The following is a 23,499-nucleotide window of genomic DNA, read 5'->3' on the forward strand; positions in this document are numbered from 1 at the left end:
GGCGGGGCGGCGGCTCGCGCGACCCGGGCGGGCGGCGGCGCGCTCGATCTGCGCGCCCTCGCCGCCACCGGCGCGGACTTCAAGGCCGCGAGCGCGGCGGCGGGGGCCGCGGAGACCGTGCGGCTGATGCGCTTCGTGCGTTCGGGCGACGATCTCGCCGACCTGGCGCCGTTCGCGCGCCGGTTTGGAGCGCGCTCGCGCGCGGTCGCCGAGCTGGTGGGACGCGCCAGCCTAAGGGCCTTCCGCGCCACGACGCGCCTGACCGAGCTGCTGCTCGAATGGCTGGGTGCCGTGATCGCGTGGTTCGCGGCGCTCGCCGCGGGCGCGGTCGCCGATCTCGGACGCCGCGGCGCGCGGCTCGTCGCCGCGCGCGTCTGACGTCCCGCCGCCTTAGCGGAGGGCGGCGCTCTTCGACTCTTCCGCCTTCTTCAGCAGCGCCTCGAACTTCTTTTTCGCGACGCCGGTGAACTTCACGCTCTTGGCGGCCTCGAGGTTCGGGTAATTGGAGCCCACCGCGATCAGCGCGACCATGCCCATGCCGAGATGCGGCAGGCACTTCACGCCGTAGACGCCTTCCTTGTCGACGGTGACCGAGATGTCCTTCGAGAACTCGCCCTTGAACGCCTCGGCGCCCTCGGGGATGAAGCCGGGAATGCTCTCAGCGTTGTGGCTTGGGTCGGTGGCGACGAACTTGATGACGTCGCCCGGGTTCGCCTTGATGAAGGACGGCTCGAACACCATGCGCCCTTCGGCGCCCTGGTTCAGCATCTTCACCTCGATCTCGGCGGCTTCGGCGCCCGCGACCATGATGATCAGCGAAGCGGCGGCGACCATAAGGCCTTTCAGCATGCGTCCTCTCCTACAGCACGGCGACCAGTCGACAGCCGGTCGATCCTTGGAGGCGAGACGTATTCCCGTCCGCCGGACGCGAGTAATAACGTTCTCGTGACAGATTTCAACGCCAAATAGCTAACACATAATTCGCTTATAAGAAGTTCTTACTTCCAGAATTTTAATAACACCAAGGCAGGCGAAGCATCTTTTGCAGGACGGGGACTTAAGCGCGCGCCGACGCGGCTGAGGAGCGAGCGCTTGCTCCGCGGCCGCAGGCCTTCGCGTCAGTACGCCGCGGCGGCGCTCACAGCCGCTGGGCGGCGAAGGTGTTGCACTGGCGCGGGTCGCCGGTCGTGAGCCCGGTGCGGAACCATTGCACCCGCTGGGCGGAGGAGCCGTGGGTGAAGCTGTCGGGCACGACCTCGCCGCCGGAGCGCCGCTGCAGCGTGTCGTCGCCGATCGCGGTCGCCGCCTTCAGCGCGCCCTCGACGTCGCCGGGCTCGATCACGTTGAAGCGCTTGTTCGCCCAGTAGCCCCAGACGCCGGCGAAACAGTCCGCCTGCAGCTCGATCCGGACCGAGATGGCGTTGGCCTCCTCCTCCGAACGCGCCTGCCGGCGGCGGTCGTTGGCCATTTTCATGATGCCGAGCTCGTTCTGCACGTGATGCCCGATCTCGTGGGCGATGACGTAGGCGCGGGCGAACTCGCCGGGCGAGCGGAACTTGCGCGACAGCTCGTCGAAGAACTCGGTGTCGAGATACACGCGCTGGTCGCCGGGGCAGTAGAACGGCCCCATGGCGGCGCTGCCCATGCCGCAGGCGGTGCTGGTGCGGCCGGAAAAGAGCGTCAGGCGCGGGCGCTCATAGCGCTTGCCGGAATCCTGGAACAGCTTGTCCCAGACATCCTCGGTCTGGGCCAGCACCGCGCGCACGAACTCGCCCTGGCGCTTCTCCTCCTCGGAAAGCTGGCTCGGATCGCCCTGCGGCCTCTCCTGCTGGGAATAGCCCGACCCGCCGCCGCCCTGGATGGTCTCGAGGCCCGCGAGGATCAGCCGCGGATCGACGCCGAGCGCCCAGGACACCAAGCCCACCACGATCAGGCCGCCGATGCCGACGCCTCCGCCGCCGCCGGGAAACCGGAATCCTCCGCCTCCTCCGCCGCCGCGCTCGTCGTCGACATTGTCGCTTCGGCGGAAATCATCCCAACGCATGGCCGGCCCTCGGAACGCCCTCTCGGTTCCGGAAACTAGCGCGCTTCGCGTCGGCGCACACGGGAGGAATCCGACGGAGGTGTTCGTTCGTTGACAGCGGCGAGAGCGGGATGTGAACCTTCCGAGCAGACGACGGGGGGAACAACCACAAGATGAGCCATCCTGCGCCATCCGTCCCGGCTTCGGCGAGCTTTCCCGTCGTCCCGCCCGACCAGCACGCCCATTTCAAAGCCAACGGCTTCAGCCTGCGCCGCAGCCTTCTGGACGCTGACGAGACGCAGGCGCTCTCCGCGCGGCTGCGGGAGACCTATCTCGGCGAGCAGCTCAAGTTCCTGCGCAACGACATCGCCAACAACGTGCCCGAAGTGACCCACTACATCTGGGACCCGCGGGTGGTGGAGTTCGTCGCGGCCTCGATCGGCGGTCAGCCGAAGTTCCTGCAGGCCTCGGACTTCCAGATCAATCACAACGTGTTCGGCTGGCACCGGGATTCCCCGAGCCGCAAGTTCGGCGGGGTGGACTGGCAGGAGTTCGACGGGCCCTACGCCTGCGTCAAATGCATTCTCTACCTCGACGCCACGGATTTCGGCCTCGGCGTGGTGCCCGGCAGCCACCTGCACCCGATCCCGGTCGAGGACGTGCATCGCTACAAAGGCGAGACGGTGACGCTGGCGGAAGGCGACGCGCCCGACTTTGGCTATGGGCTCGACGACTGGCGCACCGTCAACGTGGTGGTCCAGCCGGGCGACGCCCTGCTGTTCGACCAGCGGCTCTATCATCGCGGCTGGCCCACCGCCCGCCGCAGCGCCGAGGAGCGGCGCCTGCTCAGTCGCACGGGCCAGTACAAGTATTCGGGCGGCAAGATCACGCTCGCCCTGTGCTACGGCCTCGATAACTTCCACTCGCACCGCTACTACAGCGCCTTCCGCTTCCACCGCGTGGACCTGAAGTTCCAGGACCTGCCACCGGAAACGATCGAGAAGCTCGACGAGCACGACCTGCTGCTGTCCAGCATGGGCCGCAATCTCTTCGAGGACGACGAGACGGCGAGCCAGGATCTCTACTCCTCGCTCAAGATGGCGCTGGCGGTGGAGAAACTGCCCGAGGCCGAGGACGTGGTGTTCGAGACCCCGCCGGCCACGCGGGCGGATGGACGGATCAAGGGCGAGGCCCTGACCCGCCCGTTCATCCGGTTCCACCGGCAGGCGTGCCCCGCCTGCGGCTCCTCCGAGCCTGCGCTCACCAGCAACTATCCCTCCGGCAATCAGGAATTCTTCGCCAACCTGACCGTGCACGGCTGCGCCGACTGCGGCTTCGCCTTCGTGCCGAACCGGGTGCTGGGCCTGTCCCGCTTCCGCCGGAGAGCCGCGCCGGAGGGCGCGCTCGAAGACCCGGCCGCCATCGCGCGGTTTCGTCCCGACCATTCCTTCGCCGCCGCCTGGCCGGACGTGACCGCGAATCTCGACGGCCGCACCGTGCTCGACATCGCCTGCGGCTACGGCGCGGCGCTCGCGGAGTTCGCCGGCGCGCGCCGGGTCGGCGTCGAGTTCGATCCGGAGATCGCGGCGGTCGCCCGCGCGGGCGGCGTCGAGACGGTCTCGCGCCTGTCGCAGGTGGAGCCCGGCTCCGTCGACATCGTGATCGCCGACCGCTGGCTCGAATCGCTGCCGCCGAAGGAGCTTCTGGAGGAGCTGAAAGAGGCCCGCCCCAAGCTCAAGCCCGACGGCGCGCTGCTGCTGAAGGTCAGCAACGCCTCGCTGCTCCGGCTGAACGCCAAGCGCGCCCGCCACAGCCCCAATCTCAGCTTCTTCTCCGCGCGGTCGCTGAGGGCGACGCTGAAGAAGGCTGGCTACGGAGCGACGGTGGTGCGCTCCGCCGGCGAGGACTTCCAGCTCCATCGCGCGCCGATCCACACGCCGGCCGAGCCCGACGACGACGTGCGCGGCGAATGGCTGATGGCGCTCGCGCGGCCGGCGCCGGACCCGAAGCCGCAGCCCACGCCAAGAACCGCGCCTCGCAAGGGGTTTCTGGCCCGGCTGAAGCGCAAGATCTACCGGGGTTAAGCGTCGCGCGCGGCTGCTCTTAGGGAGCCGAAGCCGGCTCCGGGCTGGGAGCGCCCGCGGTTTCGAACCGTTCAAAGGGAGGCCTGTCCAAGCCGGCGCGGCGTCCCTATGGTCGGCGCGGAAGGCCGCGGCGCCGCGCGGCCGACTGAACCGGAGACGCCGGATGGACTTCGACGCCACCTTTCTCGCGCGGCTTCAGTTCGCCTTCACGGTCTCGTTCCACATCGTGTTCCCGGCGTTCTCGATCGGCACCTCGGCCTACATCGCGACGCTGCTGCTGCTGTGGTCGAAGACGGGGGCGGAGCGCTACCACCGGCTGGCGCGGTTCTGGACCAAGGTCTTCGCCGTGTCCTTCGCCATGGGCGTCGTCTCCGGCATCGTGCTGAGCTACCAGTTCGGCACCAACTGGAGCCGGTTCTCGGAGGTCGTCGGCAACGTTATCGGGCCGTTGATCGGCTACGAGGTGCTGACCGCCTTCTTCCTCGAGGCGACCTTCCTCGGCATCATGCTGTTCGGCTGGACGCGGGTTCCGTCCTGGCTGCACGTCACCTCGGCCTGCGTGGTCGCGGTCGGAACCGCGATCTCGGGCTTCTGGATCCTGTCCGCCAACAGCTGGATGCACACGCCGGCGGGCTTCGAGATGAAGGACGGCGTCGCCCACCCGGTCGACTGGCTGCAGATCGTCTTCAATCCGTCCTTCCCCTATCGCTTCACGCACATGATGATCGCGGCCTATCTCACCACCGCGGTGGTGGTTCTCGCGGTCGGCGCCCGCTACCTGCTCGCGAACAGGTTCGGCGAGGACGCCCGCACCATGGTGCGCATGGCGGTCGGCATGATCGTTGTGGTGGCGCCGCTGCAGGCCCTGGTCGGCGACGCCCACGGCCTCAACACGCTCGAGCACCAGCCGGCCAAGATCGCGGCGATGGAGGGCCACTGGGACGGCTCGGAGCCGGTGGCGCTGTCGCTGTTCGGCTGGCCGAACGCCGCGACCGAGCGCACCGACTTCGAGCTCGCAATCCCCAACCTGTCGAGCCTGATCCTGACCCACCACTGGGACGGCAAGATCAAGGGGCTGAAGGATTTCCCGCCGGAGGACCGGCCGCCTCTGCTCGCGCCCTATTTCGGCTTCCGCATCATGGTCGCGATCGGGATGCTGTTCATCGCGACCGGCGTGGTCGGAACCTGGCTGCTGTGGAAGGAGCGCCTCTGGGAGGCGCGCTGGTTCCTGTGGCCGGCCTCGCTGATGTGGCCGCTCGGCTTCGTCGCCATTCTGTCGGGCTGGATCACCACGGAGGTCGGCCGCCAGCCCTGGGTGGTGCACGGCGTGCTGCGCACCGCCGACGCGGTCTCGCCGATCTCGCTGACGAGCGTCGCGATCTCGCTCGCGCTGTTCGTGGTGGTCTACTGCGTCGTGTTCTCGATGGGCGTGTTCTACGTCAACCGGCTGATCAACCGCGGCCCGGACGCCACCGTCACCGCCCCGCCGCGCCACGGCCAGCCGAGCCGCCCGCTGTCGGCGGCCGAAGAGGCCACGCGCGGCGCGATCGAACCGGCCCAAGGCTGAAGGAGCGCCGCCCATGGAATGGTACCTGCCGCTCGCCTGGGGCCTGATCATCGGCGCCGCCGTCGCGATGTATGTGGTGCTCGACGGCTTCGACCTCGGCATCGGGATCCTGTTCCCGTTCACCAGGAACGAGCACGAGCGCGATCAGATGATGAACACGGTCGCGCCGTTCTGGGACGGCAACGAGACCTGGCTGGTGCTCGGCGGCGGCGGCCTGTGGGTGGCCTTCCCCAAGGCCTACGCGGTGATCATGCCGGCGCTCTACCTGCCGGTCATCGTGATGCTGCTGGCGCTGATCTTCCGCGGCGTGTCGTTCGAGTTCCGCTGGGTGGCGAAGCCGAACAAGGGCGTGTGGAACATCGCCTTCGCCGGCGGCTCGATTGTCGCGGCCTTCTGCCAGGGGCTGATCCTCGGCGGGCTGCTGCAGGGCGTCGAGACGGAGGTGGTCCCCGGCCGCGGCGCGCAGTTCGCCGGCGGCGCGCTCGACTGGCTGACGCCGTTCTCGCTGCTCTGCGGCGTGGGGGTCACGCTCGGCTACGCGCTGCTCGGCGCCACCTGGCTCAACATGAAGACCGATGGCGAGGTCGCCCGCCGCTCCCGCGCGCAGGCCGTTCCGCTGCTGGCGGCCACGCTCGTCGCCATGGCGCTGGTCAGCCTCTGGACCCCGTTCGCGATCGACCGGATCTGGGAGCGGTGGTTCTCCTGGCCCAACATCGGCCTGCTGTGGCCGATCCCGCTCGTCACCGCGGCGGTCGCGTGGGGCGTGTGGAAGGGGCTTGAGAACGGGCGCGAAATCGGCCCGTTCCTAGGCTCGATCGCGCTGTTCTTCCTCGGTTTCCTCGGCCTCGCGATCTCGGTCTGGCCCTATCTGGTGCCGCCGACGCTGACCTTCTGGGACGCCGCCGCCGCCCCCGCCTCGCAGATCTTCATGGCGGCCGGCACCATCGTGCTGTTCCCGATCATCATCGGCTACACGGTGTTCGTGTACTGGCTGTTCCGCGGCAAGGTGCGCGAGGGCGAGGGCTACCACTGAGTCTCGCGGGGCGCGGCGGGGCCTCCCGCCTCATTCCCCGTCGAGCGCGCGGCGGATCGCCTTCAGGTCGCGCCAGGCGAACTTTTTCTGCGCGGGGCTGCGCAGCAGATAGGCCGGGTGCAGGGTCGCGATCGCCTTGATGCGGCGCGGGCCGGCGTCGTAATCGAGCCAGCGGCCGCGCAACCTCAGAATGCCTTCCTTCGCGCGGAACAGGGTCTGCGCCGCGGCGCCGCCGAGCGCCACCAGGACGTCGGGCTCCGCGAGCTCGATCTGCCGGCGGATGAAGGGCAGGCAGGTCTCCGTCTCCTGCGGCGTCGGCGTGCGGTTGCCGGGCGGGCGCCACGGGATCACGTTGGCGATGTAGGCGCTCGAACGGTCGAGCCCGATCGCGGCCAGCATGCGGTCGAGCAGCTGCCCGGAACGACCGACGAAGGGCAGCCCGGACAGGTCCTCCTCGCGCCCCGGCGCCTCGCCCACCAGCATCACCCGCGCGCCCGGCGTGCCGTCCGCGAACACGGTGCGGCTCGCGGTCGCCTTGAGCGCGCAGCCGTCGAAGCGCTCCAGAATGGCGCGGAGCTCGTCCAGCGTCTCGGCGCCGGCGGCCGCGGCGCGAGCGGCGGAGGCGGTCTCCTCCGCGGAGCCGAGCGCAGCATCCGCAGGGCCCGGCCGCAGCAGCGGCGCGGGCTCGGCGGCGGGCGCGCGCGGACTTTGCGTCGCGCGGGGCGGCGGAGCGGCGGCCTTGCGCGCGGCGGTCTCGGCGAAGCGGTCCTGCGGCGTCTCCTCGATCCCGACGTCGACGCCCATCGCCGCGTACCAGTCGAGCAGCGCGCGGGCGTCGTCGGGGGAAAGAGGCGAGTGTTGGTCCATCGCCGCGCACCCTAGAGGCTGTCGGGGAGCATGGACAGCCTCCCGCGCTGTCGCGCGCTCAGGCGGCGACAGCCGTTCCCGCCAGTTCGGCCGCGAGCGCGTCGACCGCCCGCTCGGCCTCCTCGCGCGAGCGTGCGAAACGACCGTCGCCGAACTCCTGATATTCGACCGCCACCGTCCGGATCGCGCCCGGCGCGACGCCGAGATAGGGCGCGACGGTCGCAAGATGCGGGTCGAGATGGTTGCGCGCGGCGCGCTCGCCCCCGGCCCCGAAGCCGAACTCGCCGCGCGCGCTCAGGACCACGAGACGCTTGCCCGCAAGGATCGGCTCGATCGGCTGGTCGCCGCGGGCGAGGTCGAAGGAGAAGGTGCGGCCGACCCGCACGACCTGATCGACCCAGGCCTTCAGCGCAGCCGGCATGCCGTAATTGTACATCGGCGCGCCGAGCACGATCACGTCCGCCGCGGCGAGTTCGTCGATGGCGGCGTCGGAGTAGCGCAGCGCCTCGCGGGCCGCGGCGTCCCGCGCCTGCGGCTTGGCGAAGGCGGCGGCGATCCACGCTTCCGACATCAGCGGCGGCGGGTCTTTGGCGAGGTCGCGGCGGATCACCCGGTCGCCCGGCCGCGCCGCCAGCCAGCCCTCGACGAAGCGGCGCGACAGCGCCCGGCTGAGCGAGCGCGTAGCGCGGCCGCTGGCGTCGATGTGGAGCAAGGTCGACATCGCTCCTCTCCCCGTCACGCCGAAGCGAGCTTCAGGCCGGCGACGCCCCCGACGATGGCGAGCGCGGAGACCACCTTGACCGCCGTCAGCGCCTCGCCCAGCAGCGCGACGCCGAGCACCACCGTGCCGAGCGTGCCGACCGCGGTCCAGATCGGATAGGCGACGCTGACCGGCAGCGTCTTCAGCGCGAGCGTGAGGAAGCCGATGCCGCCGGCGACCGCGACGACGGTGACGAGCGTCGGACCAAGCTTCGAGAAGCCGTCCGCATATTTCATGCTGAGCGCGAAGATGACCTCGAACACCGCCGCGATCCCGAGAAACACCCAGGCCATGGACTGAACTCCCGTGACTGGACTGAGACAGGCTCAGTCGTTTTTTCATGCCGGAGAGCTAGGCGCTGGTTTCCGAGGCGACAAACGACGATTTCTCAGGATATGAATGAATTTGAATCATCTATTATGAGGGAGACGCCGCGATGCGCCGCCTGCCGCCGCTGGGCTCGCTCCGCGCCTTCGAGGCCGCCGCGCGCCGGCTGAGCTTCAAGGACGCCGCGGCCGAGCTCGGCGTGACGCCGACCGCGGTCAGCCACCAGATTCGCCAGCTCGAGGACGGGCTCGGCGTCGCGCTTTTCGAGCGGGGCCCGCGCCAGGTCGCGCTGACGCCGAAGGGCGAGGCGCTGCTGCCGCCGCTGCGCCGCGCCTTCGACGCCATGGCCGACGCGGTCGAGGACGCGCGCCGGCGGCCTTCGCGGCGGGTCGCGACTCTCTCCGCCACCGTCGCCTTCACGGCCAAACTGCTGGTGCCGAAGGCCGCGCGGTTCCGGGACCTGAACCCGGACTGGGACCTGCGCCTCCACGCCGCCGACAGCGTGGTCGATCTCGCCGGCGGCGAGGCCGACGCCGCGATCCGCTACGGCGTCGCGCCGCGCCCCGGCCTCACGAGCCTTCCGCTGATGACGGACCTGTTCGCGCCGCTGGCGAGTCCGCGGCTCGGCCTCGCCACGCCGGCCGACCTCGCGCGCGTCGCGCTGATCCATTTCGACTGGCGCGTCAGCGGCGCGAGCACCGTGCCGTCCTGGCGCCTGTGGGGCGAGACGGCCGGCGTCTCCGGCGTCGACTGGGAGTCCGGCGTCGCCTTCAACGACGAGGCGAGCGCGATCCAGGCCGCCGTCGCAGGCCAAGGCGCGGCGCTGCTCAGCCGCGCCCTCGTCGCGGACGAACTCGCCTCCGGCGTGCTGGCCCAGCCCTTCGGGCCCGAACTCGGCGGCTTCAGCTACGATTTCGTCTGCCCGCAAGGCGCCGAGGACCGCCCCGCCGTCGCAGCGCTCCGCCGCTGGATCGAGGCGGAAGTGGCGCCGGGTCGACAGCCGCCGTCCGATTTGCTGTAAAACGGACCGCGCTTCGCGGGGAGGCGACGGGGGGACGATGCAGCCGGACGCGCTGAAGACGGGCGGGGAGCCCGCCCGCCGGCCGATCGCAAGCAGGTCCTCCGGCTGGGCGATCGCGCTGTCGCGGCGGCTCGCGGCCTCCTCGGTCACGCCGAACCAGATCTCGGTCGCCTCGGTGGTTTTCGCAGGCTTCGGCGCCGCGCTGATCGCGCTCGGGGCGACGCCGCTCGCCTGGCTCGCGGCGGCGGTCTGCGTCCAGCTCCGGCTCGTCTGCAACCTGCTGGACGGCATGGTCGCGGTCGAGGGCGGCAAGAAATCGGCGGTCGGGGCGATCTACAACGAGTTCCCGGACCGCGTCGCCGACACATTGCTGCTCGTGCCCGTCGGCTACGCCGCCGGCTTGCCCTGGCTCGGCTGGGCGGCCGCGCTTCTCGCCGCGCTAACCGCCTATGTGCGCGTGTTCGGCGGTTCGCTCGGGCTCGCCCAGAGCTTCGACGGCGTGATGGCCAAACAGCGGCGCATGGCGGCGCTGACGCTCGGCCTCGTGGCGCAGAGCGTGGAGTGGACCGTCTCCGACACGCGCTGGTCGCTGCTGATCGCGATCGCGGTCGTCGCGGCGGGGAGCCTCGTCACCTGCTGGACGCGCTCCGCCGCGATCGCCGACGGACTGCGCCGCGCATGACCGACCTCGTCCGCCAGATTCTCGTCATCCTCGTGCGCATCCTCGTCGGCGCGCGCGGCGAGTGGATCGGCTCCGCGCCTGAAACCCGCAGCCGGATCTACTTCGCCAACCACACCAGCCATTTCGACACCCTCGCCATCATCTCGGCGCTGCCGCTCGGGGTGCGCCGGCGCACCCATCCCGTCGCCGCGCGCGACTACTGGGGCTCGTCCGCGTTCAGGCGCTTCATCGCCGAGGGCGCCTTGCGCGCTGTGCTGATCGACCGCGACGGCTCCGGCGGCGGCGACCCGCTCGCGCCGGTCCACGCCGTGCTCGACCGGCGCGACAGCGTGCTGATCTTCCCTGAGGGCACCCGCGGCGCCGGCGAGGAGATCGCGCCCTTCCGCAGCGGGCTGCACCGGCTGGCCGAGGCCTATCCGGACGCCGAGCTCATCCCCGTGCACCTCGAAAACCTCGCCCGCGTCATGCCGAAGGGCTCGTTCCTGATCGTGCCGATCACCTGCACCGCCCGCTTCGGCGCGCCGCTCACCCAGATCCCCGGCGAACCGAAGGCGGCGTTTCTCGAGCGCGCGCGGGCCGCGGTCGCAGGCCTCGCGCGCCCGCGCAACGGAGGCGCGGCGTGAGCGGCGCGTTCGGCTGGGTCATCGTCGGCGTCATCGCGATCCTCACGGTCGCGACCGTGGTCGGCCGCACGCTGGAGCGGCGCGCGACCACTCCGGAAGGTCGCGCCACGATCGCGAACCTCAACGCCCGCACCCGCTCCTGGTGGGTGATGGCGGTGGTGTTCGGAGCCGCGCTCGCGCTCGGCCCCGTGGCCACCACCCTGCTGTTCGCCGGCCTGTCCTTCATGGCGCTGCGCGAGTTCTGGACGCTCGCCCCCTCGCGCGCCGGCGACCACCGCGCGCTGTTCCTGTCGTTCTTCGTCGCGCTGCCGATCCATTACCTGCTGCTGGGCACAAGCTGGTACGGCCTCTTCGCGGTGTTCATCCCGGTCTACTGCTTCCTCGCCCTGCCCGCGGTCTCCACGCTCGCCGGCGACGTGACCGACTTCCTCGCGCGCCAGGCCCGGGTGCAGTGGGGGCTGATGCTGACCGTCTACATGCTGAGCCACGCGCCGGCGCTGATGATGCTCGACACCGGCGCCGACCCCGCCCTGCTGGTGCTCTACCTCGTGGTGGTGGCGCAGCTTTCCGACGTCGCGCAATACGTCTTCGGCAAGCTCGTCGGCCGCACCCGGTTCTCGCCGAACGTCAGCCCGTCCAAGACGGTCGAGGGGCTCATCGGCGGCTGGGCGACGGCGGTGCTGATCGGCGTGGCGCTGCACGGGCTGACGCCCTTCACCGCGCTGCAGGCGGCGGGCATGAGCCTCGTCATCGTGGTGGCCGGCTTCTTCGGCGGCTTCGTGCTCTCTGCGGTGAAGCGCGACCTCGGCGCCAAGGACTGGGGCTACGTCATCGCCGGCCACGGCGGCGTGCTCGACCGGGTCGACAGCATCATCTTCGCCGCCCCCGTGTTCTTCCACCTCACCCGCTACTGGTTCACGCCGTGACAGAACGAGACCTTTCGTCTCAGCCTGTTTTTTAATCACGCCCTTTTAATCAGCCGATAATCATCGCTCCGCCAACGTGCGCCCGCGGGACTTCTTGATCGGGGCGGATGACATGACGGAGCAGGCGGGCGACCGTTCGCTGGCGCAGATCGTCGGCGGCGCGGCGGACACGCTCAAGGACGCGGCCTGGGCGAACATCGCGGCCATTCGCGGCATCACCGGGCGCATGCGCCTCCTGGCCCTGAACGCGCTGATCGAGGCGGCCCACGCCGGAGACAAGGGCGCCGGCTTCTCGGTGGTGGCGCAGGAGGTCAAGGAGGTCGCCGCCGAGATCGAGCGTCTGGCGGCGGGGCTCGGCGAGGACGTCGGCGCGCGGGCCGAGAATCTGCGGCAGGCGGTCGCCGCGCTGTCGGCGGAGGCGCAGGCCGAGCGCTACACCGACCTCGCGCTCAACGCCGTCGAGATCATCGACCGCAACCTTTATGAGCGCACCTGCGACGTGCGCTGGTGGGCGACGGATTCGGCGATGGTGGACTGCGCGCTGGCGCCCACACCCGAGAACGCCGCCCACGCCTCCCGCCGGCTGGGCGTGATCCTGTCGTCCTACACGGTCTATATCGACCTGTGGCTCTGCGATCTTTCGGGCAAGGTGATCGCCAACGGCCGCCCCGACCGCTTCCCCGGCGTGATCGGGCGGGACGTGTCGTCGGAGCGCTGGTTCGCCGCGGGCCGCAACCTCGCCTCCGGCGACGAGTTCGTGGCCGCCGACATCGAGCGCTCGGCCGGCCTCGAAGGCGCGCAGGTCGCGACCTACGTGGCGCAGGTGCGCGAGAACGGCGACGCCCACGGCCGCCCGCTTGGCCTGCTCGCGATCCATTTCGACTGGGAGCCCCAGGCCCGCGCCGTGGTGCGGGGCGTACGGCTGGCGCCGGCCGAGGCCGCGAACAGCCGCGTGCTGCTGCTGGACGCCCGCGGCCGCGTCATCGCCTCCTCCGACGGCCGGGGCGCGCTGCAGGAGATGTTTCCGCTCGAAACCGCCGCCGGCCCCTCCGGCGCCTACCGGACGCAGAACGGCCGGCTGATCGCCTATCACCTGACGCCCGGCTACGAGACCTATCGCGGGCTCGGCTGGTACGGCGTGATCGAGCACCATCAGGAGCGCGGCGCCGCAGCGCATCGATCGGCCGCGTAAGCGCCCGGTCGACGCGAACTATCCGCAGGTCGGATAAACGAATTGCTCGTCTTCGACGATCCTCCCGATAGCCTCGGGCGCGCTAAAATGCGAACCGTTCCAACGTGCTTCGCAGCGCAACAGGATTTGTCGAGGGAGTTTCGCGGATCATGACCGACACCACGGCTTCGGCGGAGCTGCCCGAGCGGGAAGGCATGGACTACGACGTCGTCGTGGTCGGCGGCGGCCCGGCCGGCCTCAGCGTCGCGATCCGCCTGAAGCAGATCGACCCCGAGCTCACCGTCGTGGTGCTGGAGAAGGGCTCCGAGGTCGGCGCCCACATACTCTCCGGCGCGGTGGTCGATCCGATCGGCCTCGACGCGCTGCTGCCGGACTGGCGCGCCGACGAGAGCGCCTTCACCCGGACGCCCGTCGCCGACGACCGCTTCCTCTACCTCACGGAAAAAGGCTCGTTCCGGCTGCCGAACTTCGGCATGCCAAAAATCCTGTCGAACCACGGCGCCTTCGTCGTCTCGCTCGGCGACGTCACGCGCTGGCTGGGCCAGCAGGCCGAAGCGCTCGGGGTCGAGATCTATCCCGGCTTCGCCGCCAATGAGATCCTGTTCGACGCGGCCGGCGCCGTCACGGGCGTCGCGACCGGCGACATGGGCGTGGGGAAGGACGGCGAGCCCGGCCCGAACTACACCCGCGGCATGGAGCTGCGCGGCAAATACGTGATCTTCGCGGAAGGCGCCCGCGGCCAGCTCTCCAAGCAGCTCATCGCCCGCTTCAAGCTCGACGAGAACGCCGAGCCCCAGAAATACGGCATCGGCCTGAAGGAGCTGTGGCAGGTGGCGCCGGAAAAGCACCAGCCCGGCCTGGTGCAGCACTCCTTCGGCTGGCCGCTCGACGACAGGACCGGCGGCGGCTCGTTCCTCTACCATTTCGGCGACAACCTCGTCGCCGTCGGCTTCGTGGTGCACCTCAACTACGAAAATCCCTACCTCTCGCCCTTCGACGAGTTCCAGCGCTTCAAGACCCATCCCGCGATCCGCGACGCCTTCGCGGGCGGAAAGCGCCTCTCCTACGGCGCGCGCGCCATCACAGAGGGCGGCTTCCAGTCGGTGCCGAAGCTTAGCTTCCCCGGCGGCGCGCTGGTGGGCTGCGCGGCCGGCTTCGTCAACGTGCCCCGCATCAAGGGCAGCCACAACGCGGTGCTGTCGGGAAAGCTCTGCGCCGAGCACGTGGCGGAAGCCCTGAAAGCCGGCCGCGCGCAGGACGAGCTCGCGGGTTACGACGCCGCCTGGCGCGACAGCGCCATCGGCCGCGACCTGAAGCCGGTCCGCAACGTCAAGCCGCTGTGGTCGAAGTTCGGCACCCGCGTCGGCGTCGTGCTGGGCGGCCTCGCCATGTGGGCGGAGCAGTTCGGAATCCGCCTGTTCGGCACCCTGCCCCACGGCAAGCCGGACTACGCCGCCACCAGGCCGGCCAAGGAGTTCGAGAAGATCGCCTACCCCAAGCCGGACGGCGTGCTGACCTTCGACAAGCTCTCGTCGGTGTTCCTGTCGAGCACCAACCACGAGGAGGACCAGCCGCCGCACCTCAAGGTGAAGGACCTGTCCCTCCAGAAGTCCTCGGAACACGACGTTTATGCCGGCCTCAGCCAGCGCTACTGCCCGGCCGGCGTCTACGAATGGGTGGAGGACGGCGCCTCAGGCCCCCGCTACCAGATCAACGCGCAGAACTGCGTGCACTGCAAGACCTGCGACATCAAGGACCCGAATCAGAATATTGTGTGGGTCGCGCCCGAGGGGGGCGGCGGGCCGAATTATTCGGGGATGTGATTAGTTTCTGCGCATTGCACGATAAACGTCGCGCCTTCAGCTCTCCGCACAGCGTCTGTTCGTGCAGCTGTGTAGAGGTAAATACAGCAGACGAACGCTTCCATTTAGGAGACCGGATGTGGAAATCGACGATGCTGTTCGGTGCGCACTGGATGGAAACGCAGTTTTGTTCGTGGGCGCGGGGGTCTCGTTCTTATCAAAGAACAAGTCGGGCTCGGTCATTCCCGATGGACGCTCGCTCGTCGATCTTTTGCTTGAACAATCTGAAGGAACGGGCTCGCCGCACCCTCTAGAAAGAGTTGCTGGCCATGTTGTTCGCAAAAAGGGCGTTGATTTTGTTGTTGATTTACTAAAAAAACACCTGAACTGCGGCGTTGTAGATGAGCGGCTATCACGTCTTTATTTGTTGCCTTGGCGCCGAATTTATACAACGAACTACGATAACGTCATTGAGGAAGCATTGAAAGGTCATAGACCCGTATCCAGTATCACGCTGGATAACGAGATTGGTAATGCGGGCCCTGGATCGGTTGTGCATCTTAATGGTTATGTAGGAGATGTGTCTCCAGCGACACTTCAGCAGAGGCTTGTCCTCACGGATTATGCCTATGGCACATCGCGCCTTCGTGACTCGGAGTGGTTCAAATTTTTCCTCCGAGACCTTAGAGCGGCACGCGCGATCATATTTGTGGGTTACAGCCTTGCTGATTTGGACATTCAACGCGCACTTATTGTAGACGACAGCCTCACGCGGAAGACATTTTTCTTCATATCCCCTGATGCCGATGAACTTGAGACGTCGGCGCTATCGGACTACGGCACCCTTTGTCCTGGGGGTTTTGATGAACTTTCACAGACCGTTGATCTTGTAAGCTCAGATTATCAAAGTGTTCGGTTTTCTACGGCTTTTCTATGTCTCTCAGAGATTACTGTTGATGCTGCGCAGCCAATAGGTTCAACCAACGTCGAGAAACTGACTTCTCAGTTGGTTTACGGGCGCCTGCCTGAGCACGAAATTTTGCTCAAGACACCTGTTTTCGGATCTCAACGCTTTACCGTCGTACGAAAGCAAGATGCGAACGCAATGGAAGCCGTACGAGTTGGACCGTGGCGGGACGTCCTTTACACTGGTGAGCTCGCGTCAGGGAAGACTGTGAGTGTCCTTAATCTAACATCTCATTTCATAGATAATGGCTATCGGGTTTTCTACGCAACAAAAGGCAGAACGCTCAACGATGAGTTGCGGAAAATCTCAAGAATAGCGGACAAAATCGTAGTTATATTTGAAAATTACTACTCCCTAAGAGAAGAAGTAAGAGAATATGTTGCCTCTAGGCCAATGAATCATAGAGTTATTCTGACTGAACGAAGCGTAACTCATGATTTAATTTCCGACTTTGTTGATCAGACACCTCATCTTGGCCCGACTTTTGAGGTGACGCTCGATCGTATAGAGGCGAGCGATGTTCCAGCCTTTGAGGCTTTAGTAAACTTCGGTGGTTTTTGGGGCGATCGATCCGGGGCTGGCGAGAGCGCTCGCCGAGCTTTCATAAGCACCAAACTCGAGAGTTCGCTCTATAAGCTTCTAATCGAGATCATTAAATCTGAAAAAGTACAGAACGAAATTCGACTTTTGCTAAACCCTCTTCGAAAAGACAAAAGAGTTTTGAAGCTTTTTGTGTCGTCATTCATAGTAAATGTTCTTGGTTTTAGATTTTCGCTGAACGACTGGCAAACTGTTTTCGACGGCCAATGGGTTAGACAAACCATGCGAGCCTATCACGAACAGGTACAGCATTTTCTCAGCATGCAAGGTGACACAATATTCCCCCGAGCAGGTCTCCTCAGCGCGCACATCCTAAGTACGGTATCAGATGACAGTTTGGTCAAAGAAAGTCTAGTCGACCTTTACGAGCGTGCATCGCGTGCGGGAGACGCAGATCCTGAATTTGTGTCTCTGAGGATCGCACTCACACGGTATGGCTCCATAGAGCCGGTGTTCTCCGGTACTAAGAAAGCTGATTCGATATTGCAATATTATGAAGACATCCGAGTATTTGGTAATACGCGGAATAATTCGGATTATTGGCTGCAGGTTGGGATTGCGGCAACGATACACGACCGATTGGGTATTGCGGAGACGGCTTTCTCGAACGCTTATGCGCGGGAGAAGGCGAAGACGAGGCCGAATCTCGTTAAAATCGACAATTACTTTTCTCGTTTTCAGATGAGAAAGGCTATCGAGACTAATGATCATAAGGAGGCCTTCACGACTTTCGTCCAGGCGAACGAGCGGCTTAAGAAGCAAATATTCTTAGAAGAGAACCGACATTATCCATTCAAGACCGGACGTTACTACACTGACATAGCAGCAAAACACTACAGATGTTGGAATGAAAATCAGCAGAGGCAATTTGTACAGGAGGCGGAAGAAATTAGAGAGCGCGCCCTATATTGGAGACAAACACATAAAGAATTTAGTACTGACGTAGAGATACTAATTCGCGAAACGTCGACTTTGCTGGAGAAGGTCGACGAAAATCTGTTGTGACGTCGGCAGGCTTTATCTCCCGCCGGGCTCTCCAGAATGTGGAAGGCGGAGAACGCTGCCACTGCCGACGTGTCGACGCTATAGCTCTTCAGCTCAGCTCCCTGTGAAGGACATGAATACAAGATGTGTAATCAGATCGCGGACATCGCAACGATCATCGGTGGCGGCGGTGCTCACTAAACAACGATCTCGCCCTCGTCCTCGCCGTCCCACCAGTGGATGCGCTCTGCGCGCACCTTGATCAGCACGATCCCGGGCGTGTCGATCCCGTTCGGGAACCAGCGGTCGATGTCCTTGGTCCAGTGCGCCGCGAAGGCGGCGCGGTCGCGGATCAGCTCGGCTTCGCCTTCAAAGCAGGAGAAGAACGGGCGCAGGCCGATGGATGCCCGGGTCAAGCCCGGGCATGACGACGGAGGCGGCTCGCGCAGCGGTCCAAGGAACATATTCCTTGACATTCCCGCCATCCGCGCGCAGGGTTCCAAGACCCTTCCCCGTCACGGGAGGCGTGTCCGGACCGGCCGGCCATGCGGGGACAGGGGCGGCGCCTGCGGGTTCGGCTCTACCGGAAGCCGCGCCCCCGGGACGTCGGACGGAACGTTCGGCGCGCTACGCCGGTCTGGGGGAGGTTCAAATCCCCTCGGACGGAGGTTCGCGCCGGGCGTGAGCGACCCGCCCTGCACTATGACGGGGCCGCGCCTATGCAGAGGCGCCATAAGGCCGGAGACGGTCTCGAAGCCCTTGGGCTCAGACCGTCTTCGACGCCGGAGAGCCGCTTTCCGTCCGATGCGAAACCGTCGCGCGTGGAACGCCGGGCGACCGGCATTCTGAACTACAGAGCATTCGGTGGCCCGGCGTTCCGCGCCTCCTCCGACCTCGAGCCTGCGTGCCGAACCAGCGTTTTGACCGCCAGCACCCGCCCGCCGCCGGAGGCTTTCGCTCCCGCGACGGCGGAGACGCGCGCGCTCGTCTCACGCTCAGCCATCATGGCCGGGCTTGACCCGGCCATCCATCCCTCGCACGGCCGCGTCCGCGCCGATGGATCCTCGGGTCAAGCCCGAGGATGACGGAGAGTGAAAGGCCTCAGATCAGGCCGCGGTCGGAGGCGAGCTGGCGGAGTTCGACCAGCGGGCGGGCGCCCACATGGGAGATGACCTCGGCCGCGGCGAGGGCGCCGAGCTCGGCGGAGCGCTTGAGGCCGAGGCCGCGCACATGGCCGAACAGGAAGCCGGCCGCGAACAGGTCGCCGGCGCCGGTCTTGTCGACGATCGCGCCGTCGACCGGGGCGGCGGGGACCGCCACGCGCTCGCCGTCCGCGAGCACCACGCAGCCCTCGGCGCCGAGCGTGACGGCGGCGAGCTTGGCGTCGGCCGCGACCGCCTGCAGCGCGGCCTCGATGTCGCCGGTCTCGTAGAGCGACTTGAGCTCGCTGTCGTTGGCGAACAGCAGGTCGACGGTGCCGCCGCGGATCAGCTCGAGGAACTCGGGCCGGTAGCGGTCGACGCAGAACGAGTCCGACAGCGACAGCGCGACCTGCCGGCCGGCGGCGTGGGCGATCTCCGCGGCCTTGCGGAACGCCTCCTTGGCCGCGGGCGGGTCCCAGAGGTAGCCCTCGAGATAGGTGACGCTCGCGGCCTCGACGGTCGCGGCGTCGATGTCGTCGGGGCCGAGCGCCTGCGCCGCGCCGAGGAAGGTCGACATGGTGCGCTCGCCGTCCGGCGTCACCAGGATGAAGCAGCGGGCGGTGGCCGCGCCGCCGGCCGCGGCCGCGGTCGGGAAGTCGACGCCGATCGCCCGGATGTCGTGGCCGAACACCTCGCCGAGCGGGTCGGCCTTGACCTTGCCGATGAAGGCGGCCCGCCCGCCGAGCGAGCCGAGGCCCGCGAGCGTGTTGGCGGCCGAGCCCCCGGAGGCCTCGATCGCCGGCCCCATGCGGCCGTAGAGCGTCTCCGCGCGGGCCTCGTCGATCAGCGCCATGGAGCCCTTCACCAGGCTCTCGGCGACGAGGAAGTCGTCCTCGGTCCGGGCGATCACGTCGACGATCGCGTTGCCGATGCCGAGGACGTCGTACTTCGCTTCAGACATGCGGAAAGCTCTCCGATCGGGGCGCGCGCGCGGGGCGGGAGCGGGCCTTGCGCAGGGGACCTCCGGAGGCCATAACGCGGCCTCGTTCACGAGGCAAATGCGAGATGGCGAGCGTGTCCCAGCGGGTGTTCTCCGGCGTCCAGCCGACCGGCAATCTCCACCTCGGCAACTATCTCGGCGCGATCAAGCGCTTCGTGGAGCTGCAGAACGGCTTCGACTGCATCTACTGCGTCGTCGACCTGCACGCGATCACCGTCTGGCAGGATCCGGTCGAGCTGAAGCGTTCGATCCGCGAGGTCGCGGCGGCCTTCCTCGCGGCCGGCGTCGACGGCTCCAAGCACATCGTCTTCAACCAGAGCCAGGTGCCGCAGCACGCCGAGCTCGCCTGGGTGCTGAACTGCGTCGCCCGCCTCGGCTGGCTGAACCGCATGACCCAGTTCAAGGAGAAGGCCGGCAAGGACCGCGAGAACGCGAGCGTCGGTCTCTACGCCTATCCCAACCTGATGGCCGCCGACATCCTGGTCTACCGCGCGACCCACGTGCCGGTCGGCGAGGACCAGAAGCAGCATCTGGAGCTCGCCCGCGACATCGCGCAGAAGTTCAACAACGACTTCGCGGCCTCGATCGCGGCGAACGGGCTCGCGGAGAAGTTCTTCCCGCAGCCGGAGCCGCTGATCGCGGGCCCGGCGACCCGCGTCATGTCCTTGCGCGACGGCGCGAAGAAGATGTCGAAGTCCGACCCGTCGGACGCCTCGCGCATCAACCTGACCGACGACGCCGACCAGATCGCGGCCAAGATCCGCAAGGCCAAGACCGACCCGTTACCCCTGCCGGAAAGCGTCGAGGAGCTGAAGGCGCGGCCCGAGGCGGACAATCTCGTCGGCATCTATGCCGCGCTCTCGGACGGCGACGCCGCGTCGGTGCTGAACGCCTTCGGCGGCGCGCAGTTCTCGGCCTTCAAGCAGGCGCTCGTCGACCTGACGGTGTCGAAGCTCGGGCCGATCAACGCCGAGATGAAGCGGCTCGTGGCCGATCCCGGCCACATCGACCGCGTGCTGGGCGACGGCGCGGCCCGCGCCGAGGCGATCGCGGCCGAGACCATGACGCACGTCAAGGACATCGTCGGCTTCGTCCGGCGCTGAACGGCGGATTGCGGCGAGGCCCCGCCTCGCGCATCCTCGCGCCATGACCGCAGCGCCCCGCCGCTCCTACGAGGCCGGCCACCGGCCGAAGTTCCTCGTCGTCGTGGACGACACCGAGGAATGCGACCGCGCGGTCTATTTCGCGGCACGCCGCGCCGGCCGCGTCGGCGCCGCGCTCGCGCTGCTCTCTGTGGTGACGCCGGGCGAGTTCCAGCACTGGTTCGGCGTCGGCGACGTGATGCGGCAGGAGGCCGAGGCGACGGCGCGCGCCCACCTCGCCCGCGTCGCGGACCGCGCCCGGGACGTCTCCGGCGTCGAGGCCGAGCAGGTGGTGCGCGAAGGCCAGCGCAGCGACGAGCTGGTCGCCTTCATCAACGAGGACGAGGACATCGCCCTGCTGGTGCTCGCCGCCGGCGTCGGCGCGGAAGGTCCCGGCCCGCTGGTGGCCTCGATCGTGGGAAAATGGGCCGCGACCTTCCCGATCCCCGTCGCAGTGGTGCCCGGCCATCTCAGCGACGCGGAAATCGACGCCCTCGCCTGACCTTCTATCCGACCGGACGCCGCACGCTCGTCACCGGCCCATCGCTCGCGAGGATGCGCGCGAGCGCGGCGTCGAGCGGCTCGAGCGCCGTCGCCATGTGGAAGGCGTTGGCGTGCACCAGCGTGCGTTCGTCGCGCAGCATCGCCACATGGCCCTTCCAGAACAGCAGGTCGCCGCGGCGGGCCTCGGCGAGTTCGATCGGACGGCCGACCGCGCGCTCCTGCATGTCGGCGTCGCGCGGCGCGGCGACGCCGCAGGCGGCGAGCGCGGTCTGGACCAGGCCGGAGCAGTCGAGTCCAAGGCTGGTGCGGCCGCCCCAGAGATAGGGCGCGCCGATGAAGCGCTCGGCGACCGCCGCCGCGTCCGTCTCGACGGCGTCGAGCGGGGCGAGATGGCGGGCGATCGCGAAGGCGCCGGTGTCGAGGGTCGCGAACCGACCTTCGCTCGCGACGACGTTCAGCCGCGCGCCGGTCGAGAGCGCGTCGAGCGGCGGAACCTTGATCGAGGGCTCGGGAAACAGCAGCGTCCGCAGCGCCGCGACGCGGTGCGTCGGGCCTGAGCCGAGCTCGGCGCTGAGCGCGGCCGAGGGCATGTAGCCGACATAGCCGTCGCCCGAGAGCTGCGCCCAGGCCCATCCCTCGAGCTCGTCGTAGACGACGACCTCCTCGCCGAACAGCGCCTCGGTCTCGAGCGAGGCGTCCGGCTGGGGCGCGCGGCGAAGGCCGGCGTGGCCGACCGCGACGCGGCGGCGCTCGCCCTCGACGAGGCGCAACGCCTCCACCTGCCCGCGCAGATGGGCGGCGGCGACGTCAGGACGGGCGGGCGTGAGGCGACGGTCGAACGGCGTTGTCATCGCGCGGAAGTCTAGCCGGAATTCGTCAACGGCGCGTCGCCGCGGTCATCCCTTGAACAGGTAAGGCGCCGCGACGAAGCCGAGCACGACCAGGACAAGCGAGACCCAGAACACCTGGTTCAGCCGCGTGTCCATCAGGCGCTTGGCCTGCGGCCCGAACTTGTAGAGCAGCGCGCAGGGCAGGAAGAAGCGCACGCCGCGGGCGACGACGCTGGCCGCCACGAAGGTGACGAAGTCGAGCTGGGTGAGGCCGCTCGCGATGGTGATCACCTTGTACGGGATCGGCGTGATCCCGCCTCCGATCAGCACCATCAGCCAGCCGTACTCGTTGTACTTGCCGGCGATCTGCTCGAAGTCGCCGGTCATGCCGTAGAGGTTCAGGATCGGCTGGCCGACGGCCTCAAACAGGAAGTAGCCGATGAGGTAGCCGGCGACGCCGCCGATCACCGAGGAGATCGTGCAGATCGCCGCGTAGCGCCACGCCTTCGCCCGTTCGGCGAGGATCATCGGCAGCAGCATCACCTCCGGCAGCGCGGGGATGAACGAGCTCTCCGCGAAGCACAGCGCGGCGAGCGCCCGTTCGGCGTGCCGATGGCGGGCCATCCTCAGCGACCAGTCGTAAACCCGTTTGAGCATCGTACCCCGCGCCTGTTTGCGCGAGGGTTATGGCCGATGCGGACGCCGCCCGTCCGCCCCGAAACGTCGCTCCAACGCCTTCGTGAAGGCGGGAAACGTTCAGCTCCGCGCCTTGACGGCGCCGGACACGTAGACGGAATCGTCGTGCGTCTTCGTGGCCAGGTCAAAGTCGTCGACGTCGACGAAGCCGCCGAGCCACGCCAAGATCTCGTCCGCGCTATGGCCGCGGTGGGCCGCAAGGTCGATCGACAGCGGCGCCTCGAACGCGACGTCGAAGCGCGAGCCAAGCTCGGTCTCTCCCTCGGCCTTGACGGCGAACACGCCCCCGCTCCGATGATCGAGCGCGATCCGCGCCGAGCGGAAGCCTTCCTGTCCGTAGAAGGTTACAAGGCCCGGCGTTTCGAACCAGTCCTCCTTCGTCAGGGCGTTCAGCGTACCGAGGCCTGCAAAGTCCACCCGCAGCCCGTCGAGGTCGCGAAAACTGCTATTCGGGAAGGCCTTCGCGGGAAGATCGAGCCATTCGGTCAGCAGGTGCGGACTGAGCCAGCTCGCCACATCGTCGTCGTCGACAGTCGCGGTGTCCGCATTGTTGGGGTTGAAGAAGAACCTGGGCGATTGCACGCTGATCACAAGGTTTACGGTCTCTCTCGGCGTCTGGCCCGGCCAGCGGCCGAGGCCTCCACGCAGCGAGACGGCCGCCGCCTCGACAGGCAGGTCGAGCGGAAAGCCCTGGTAGGTCCCACGGAAGCTTGGCATCGGCTCCGCC

The 23,499-nt window shown here is 67.6% G+C and carries 22 protein-coding genes; 12 read left to right on the plus strand and 10 right to left on the minus strand.

All coding sequences use genetic code 11. The annotated features are described in order from the left end of the window. Window positions 1-390: 390 nt before the first annotated feature. Both ACFSCV_RS11705 and ypfJ read right to left on the minus strand, forming a co-directional pair. Entirely contained in the window at window positions 391-849 is a 459-nt protein-coding gene (locus ACFSCV_RS11705; RefSeq protein WP_378799762.1) for a pseudoazurin, read from the minus strand. Between the two features lie 289 nt (window positions 850-1,138). Continuing rightward, the gene (gene ypfJ / locus ACFSCV_RS11710; protein ID WP_378799763.1) at window positions 1,139-2,044 is read right to left on the minus strand and encodes a KPN_02809 family neutral zinc metallopeptidase; all 906 of its coding nucleotides are present in this window, start codon (window positions 2,042-2,044) and stop codon (window positions 1,139-1,141) included. A gap of 152 nt (window positions 2,045-2,196) precedes the next feature. Between ypfJ and ACFSCV_RS11715 the strand changes: the two genes are divergently transcribed. The 3 genes from ACFSCV_RS11715 to cydB all read left to right on the plus strand — a co-directional run bounded on the left by ACFSCV_RS11715 (window position 2,197) and on the right by cydB (window position 6,707). Then, the gene (locus ACFSCV_RS11715; RefSeq protein ID WP_378799764.1) at window positions 2,197-4,107 is read left to right on the plus strand and encodes a methyltransferase domain-containing protein; all 1,911 of its coding nucleotides are present in this window, start codon (window positions 2,197-2,199) and stop codon (window positions 4,105-4,107) included. 163 nt (window positions 4,108-4,270) lie between these two features. Then, a complete protein-coding gene (locus ACFSCV_RS11720; RefSeq protein ID WP_378799765.1) occupies window positions 4,271-5,674 on the plus strand; it encodes a cytochrome ubiquinol oxidase subunit I in 1,404 nt (467 codons plus the stop codon). Window positions 5,675-5,687: 13 nt separating this feature from the next. Next, window positions 5,688-6,707, plus strand: a complete 1,020-nt coding sequence (gene cydB / locus ACFSCV_RS11725; protein WP_378799766.1) for a cytochrome d ubiquinol oxidase subunit II — start codon at window positions 5,688-5,690, stop codon at window positions 6,705-6,707. A gap of 30 nt (window positions 6,708-6,737) precedes the next feature. On the opposite strand, the gene ACFSCV_RS11730 is transcribed toward cydB, so the two are convergent. From ACFSCV_RS11730 to ACFSCV_RS11740, 3 genes are read right to left on the minus strand one after another with little or no spacing between them, the layout of a single operon-like run. Beyond that, on the minus strand, window positions 6,738-7,574 hold the full coding sequence (locus ACFSCV_RS11730; RefSeq protein ID WP_378799767.1) for a uracil-DNA glycosylase: 837 nt from the start codon (window positions 7,572-7,574) through the stop codon (window positions 6,738-6,740). Window positions 7,575-7,632: 58 nt separating this feature from the next. Next, window positions 7,633-8,295 carry an FMN-dependent NADH-azoreductase gene (locus ACFSCV_RS11735; RefSeq protein ID WP_378799768.1) on the minus strand — a complete coding sequence of 221 codons (663 nt, stop codon included), beginning with the start codon at window positions 8,293-8,295 and terminating at the stop codon, window positions 7,633-7,635. Window positions 8,296-8,309: 14 nt separating this feature from the next. Continuing rightward, complete coding sequence (locus tag ACFSCV_RS11740) at window positions 8,310-8,627, minus strand: DMT family transporter (protein ID WP_378799769.1); 318 nt, start codon at window positions 8,625-8,627, stop codon at window positions 8,310-8,312. Between the two features lie 143 nt (window positions 8,628-8,770). Between ACFSCV_RS11740 and ACFSCV_RS11745 the strand changes: the two genes are divergently transcribed. The 7 genes from ACFSCV_RS11745 (at window position 8,771) to ACFSCV_RS11775 (ending at window position 17,479) form a co-directional block, all read left to right on the plus strand. After that, complete coding sequence (locus ACFSCV_RS11745) at window positions 8,771-9,682, plus strand: LysR substrate-binding domain-containing protein (protein ID WP_378799770.1); 912 nt, start codon at window positions 8,771-8,773, stop codon at window positions 9,680-9,682. A gap of 37 nt (window positions 9,683-9,719) precedes the next feature. Continuing rightward, the gene (locus tag ACFSCV_RS11750) at window positions 9,720-10,364 is read left to right on the plus strand and encodes a CDP-alcohol phosphatidyltransferase family protein (RefSeq protein WP_378799771.1); all 645 of its coding nucleotides are present in this window, start codon (window positions 9,720-9,722) and stop codon (window positions 10,362-10,364) included. After that, complete coding sequence (locus tag ACFSCV_RS11755) at window positions 10,361-10,987, plus strand: lysophospholipid acyltransferase family protein (RefSeq protein WP_378799772.1); 627 nt, start codon at window positions 10,361-10,363, stop codon at window positions 10,985-10,987. Before ACFSCV_RS11750 ends, ACFSCV_RS11755 begins: the two co-directional genes overlap by 4 nt. A gap of 20 nt (window positions 10,988-11,007) precedes the next feature. After that, window positions 11,008-11,913, plus strand: coding sequence for a phosphatidate cytidylyltransferase (locus ACFSCV_RS11760; RefSeq protein ID WP_378799934.1), 906 nt, complete (start codon window positions 11,008-11,010; stop codon window positions 11,911-11,913). 112 nt (window positions 11,914-12,025) lie between these two features. Continuing rightward, on the plus strand, window positions 12,026-13,105 hold the full coding sequence (locus ACFSCV_RS11765; protein WP_378799773.1) for a methyl-accepting chemotaxis protein: 1,080 nt from the start codon (window positions 12,026-12,028) through the stop codon (window positions 13,103-13,105). Window positions 13,106-13,254: 149 nt separating this feature from the next. Then, on the plus strand, window positions 13,255-14,928 hold the full coding sequence (locus ACFSCV_RS11770) for an electron transfer flavoprotein-ubiquinone oxidoreductase (protein ID WP_378799774.1): 1,674 nt from the start codon (window positions 13,255-13,257) through the stop codon (window positions 14,926-14,928). Between the two features lie 118 nt (window positions 14,929-15,046). After that, the gene (locus tag ACFSCV_RS11775) at window positions 15,047-17,479 is read left to right on the plus strand and encodes an SIR2 family protein (protein ID WP_378799775.1); all 2,433 of its coding nucleotides are present in this window, start codon (window positions 15,047-15,049) and stop codon (window positions 17,477-17,479) included. Window positions 17,480-17,655: 176 nt separating this feature from the next. Here the strand turns inward: ACFSCV_RS11775 and ACFSCV_RS11780 are convergent, their stop codons facing one another. Then, on the minus strand, window positions 17,656-17,874 hold the full coding sequence (locus tag ACFSCV_RS11780; RefSeq protein WP_378799776.1) for a pyridoxamine 5'-phosphate oxidase family protein: 219 nt from the start codon (window positions 17,872-17,874) through the stop codon (window positions 17,656-17,658). Between the two features lie 685 nt (window positions 17,875-18,559). Continuing rightward, the gene (locus tag ACFSCV_RS11785; protein ID WP_378799777.1) at window positions 18,560-19,561 is read right to left on the minus strand and encodes an adenosine kinase; all 1,002 of its coding nucleotides are present in this window, start codon (window positions 19,559-19,561) and stop codon (window positions 18,560-18,562) included. Between the two features lie 104 nt (window positions 19,562-19,665). On the opposite strand from ACFSCV_RS11785, the gene trpS reads away from it, so the two are divergent. Continuing rightward, complete coding sequence (trpS, locus tag ACFSCV_RS11790; protein ID WP_378799778.1) at window positions 19,666-20,703, plus strand: tryptophan--tRNA ligase; 1,038 nt, start codon at window positions 19,666-19,668, stop codon at window positions 20,701-20,703. Window positions 20,704-20,746: 43 nt separating this feature from the next. Continuing rightward, entirely contained in the window at window positions 20,747-21,244 is a 498-nt protein-coding gene (locus tag ACFSCV_RS11795; protein ID WP_378799779.1) for a universal stress protein, read from the plus strand. Between the two features lie 4 nt (window positions 21,245-21,248). On the opposite strand, the gene ACFSCV_RS11800 is transcribed toward ACFSCV_RS11795, so the two are convergent. The 3 genes from ACFSCV_RS11800 to ACFSCV_RS11810 form a co-directional block, all read right to left on the minus strand. Beyond that, window positions 21,249-22,097 carry a C40 family peptidase gene (locus tag ACFSCV_RS11800; RefSeq protein WP_378799780.1) on the minus strand — a complete coding sequence of 283 codons (849 nt, stop codon included), beginning with the start codon at window positions 22,095-22,097 and terminating at the stop codon, window positions 21,249-21,251. A gap of 45 nt (window positions 22,098-22,142) precedes the next feature. After that, a complete protein-coding gene (locus ACFSCV_RS11805; RefSeq protein WP_378799781.1) occupies window positions 22,143-22,733 on the minus strand; it encodes a YqaA family protein in 591 nt (196 codons plus the stop codon). A gap of 99 nt (window positions 22,734-22,832) precedes the next feature. Further along, the gene (locus ACFSCV_RS11810) at window positions 22,833-23,489 is read right to left on the minus strand and encodes a hypothetical protein (protein ID WP_378799782.1); all 657 of its coding nucleotides are present in this window, start codon (window positions 23,487-23,489) and stop codon (window positions 22,833-22,835) included. Between the last annotated feature and the right edge of the window lie 10 nt (window positions 23,490-23,499).

It is taken from the genome of Methylopila henanensis, assembly GCF_042681025.1.
Taxonomy (GTDB): Bacteria; Pseudomonadota; Alphaproteobacteria; order Rhizobiales; family Methylopilaceae; genus Methylopila; species Methylopila henanensis.

Bases quoted from the DNA above. Each gene is read 5' to 3' on its own strand.
- ACFSCV_RS11705 (WP_378799762.1), bottom strand. From the start codon at position 849: ATGCTGAAAGGCCTTATGGTCGCCGCCGCTTCGCTGATCATCATGGTC.
- ypfJ (WP_378799763.1), bottom strand. From the start codon at position 2,044: ATGCGTTGGGATGATTTCCGCCGAAGCGACAATGTCGACGACGAGCGC.
- ACFSCV_RS11715 (WP_378799764.1), top strand. From the start codon at position 2,197: ATGAGCCATCCTGCGCCATCCGTCCCGGCTTCGGCGAGCTTTCCCGTC.
- ACFSCV_RS11720 (WP_378799765.1), top strand. From the start codon at position 4,271: ATGGACTTCGACGCCACCTTTCTCGCGCGGCTTCAGTTCGCCTTCACG.
- cydB (WP_378799766.1), top strand. From the start codon at position 5,688: ATGGAATGGTACCTGCCGCTCGCCTGGGGCCTGATCATCGGCGCCGCC.
- ACFSCV_RS11730 (WP_378799767.1), bottom strand. From the start codon at position 7,574: ATGGACCAACACTCGCCTCTTTCCCCCGACGACGCCCGCGCGCTGCTC.
- ACFSCV_RS11735 (WP_378799768.1), bottom strand. From the start codon at position 8,295: ATGTCGACCTTGCTCCACATCGACGCCAGCGGCCGCGCTACGCGCTCG.
- ACFSCV_RS11740 (WP_378799769.1), bottom strand. From the start codon at position 8,627: ATGGCCTGGGTGTTTCTCGGGATCGCGGCGGTGTTCGAGGTCATCTTC.
- ACFSCV_RS11745 (WP_378799770.1), top strand. From the start codon at position 8,771: ATGCGCCGCCTGCCGCCGCTGGGCTCGCTCCGCGCCTTCGAGGCCGCC.
- ACFSCV_RS11750 (WP_378799771.1), top strand. From the start codon at position 9,720: ATGCAGCCGGACGCGCTGAAGACGGGCGGGGAGCCCGCCCGCCGGCCG.
- ACFSCV_RS11755 (WP_378799772.1), top strand. From the start codon at position 10,361: ATGACCGACCTCGTCCGCCAGATTCTCGTCATCCTCGTGCGCATCCTC.
- ACFSCV_RS11765 (WP_378799773.1), top strand. From the start codon at position 12,026: ATGACGGAGCAGGCGGGCGACCGTTCGCTGGCGCAGATCGTCGGCGGC.
- ACFSCV_RS11770 (WP_378799774.1), top strand. From the start codon at position 13,255: ATGACCGACACCACGGCTTCGGCGGAGCTGCCCGAGCGGGAAGGCATG.
- ACFSCV_RS11785 (WP_378799777.1), bottom strand. From the start codon at position 19,561: ATGTCTGAAGCGAAGTACGACGTCCTCGGCATCGGCAACGCGATCGTC.
- trpS (WP_378799778.1), top strand. From the start codon at position 19,666: ATGGCGAGCGTGTCCCAGCGGGTGTTCTCCGGCGTCCAGCCGACCGGC.
- ACFSCV_RS11795 (WP_378799779.1), top strand. From the start codon at position 20,747: ATGACCGCAGCGCCCCGCCGCTCCTACGAGGCCGGCCACCGGCCGAAG.
- ACFSCV_RS11800 (WP_378799780.1), bottom strand. From the start codon at position 22,097: ATGACAACGCCGTTCGACCGTCGCCTCACGCCCGCCCGTCCTGACGTC.
- ACFSCV_RS11805 (WP_378799781.1), bottom strand. From the start codon at position 22,733: ATGCTCAAACGGGTTTACGACTGGTCGCTGAGGATGGCCCGCCATCGG.
- ACFSCV_RS11810 (WP_378799782.1), bottom strand. From the start codon at position 23,489: ATGCCAAGCTTCCGTGGGACCTACCAGGGCTTTCCGCTCGACCTGCCT.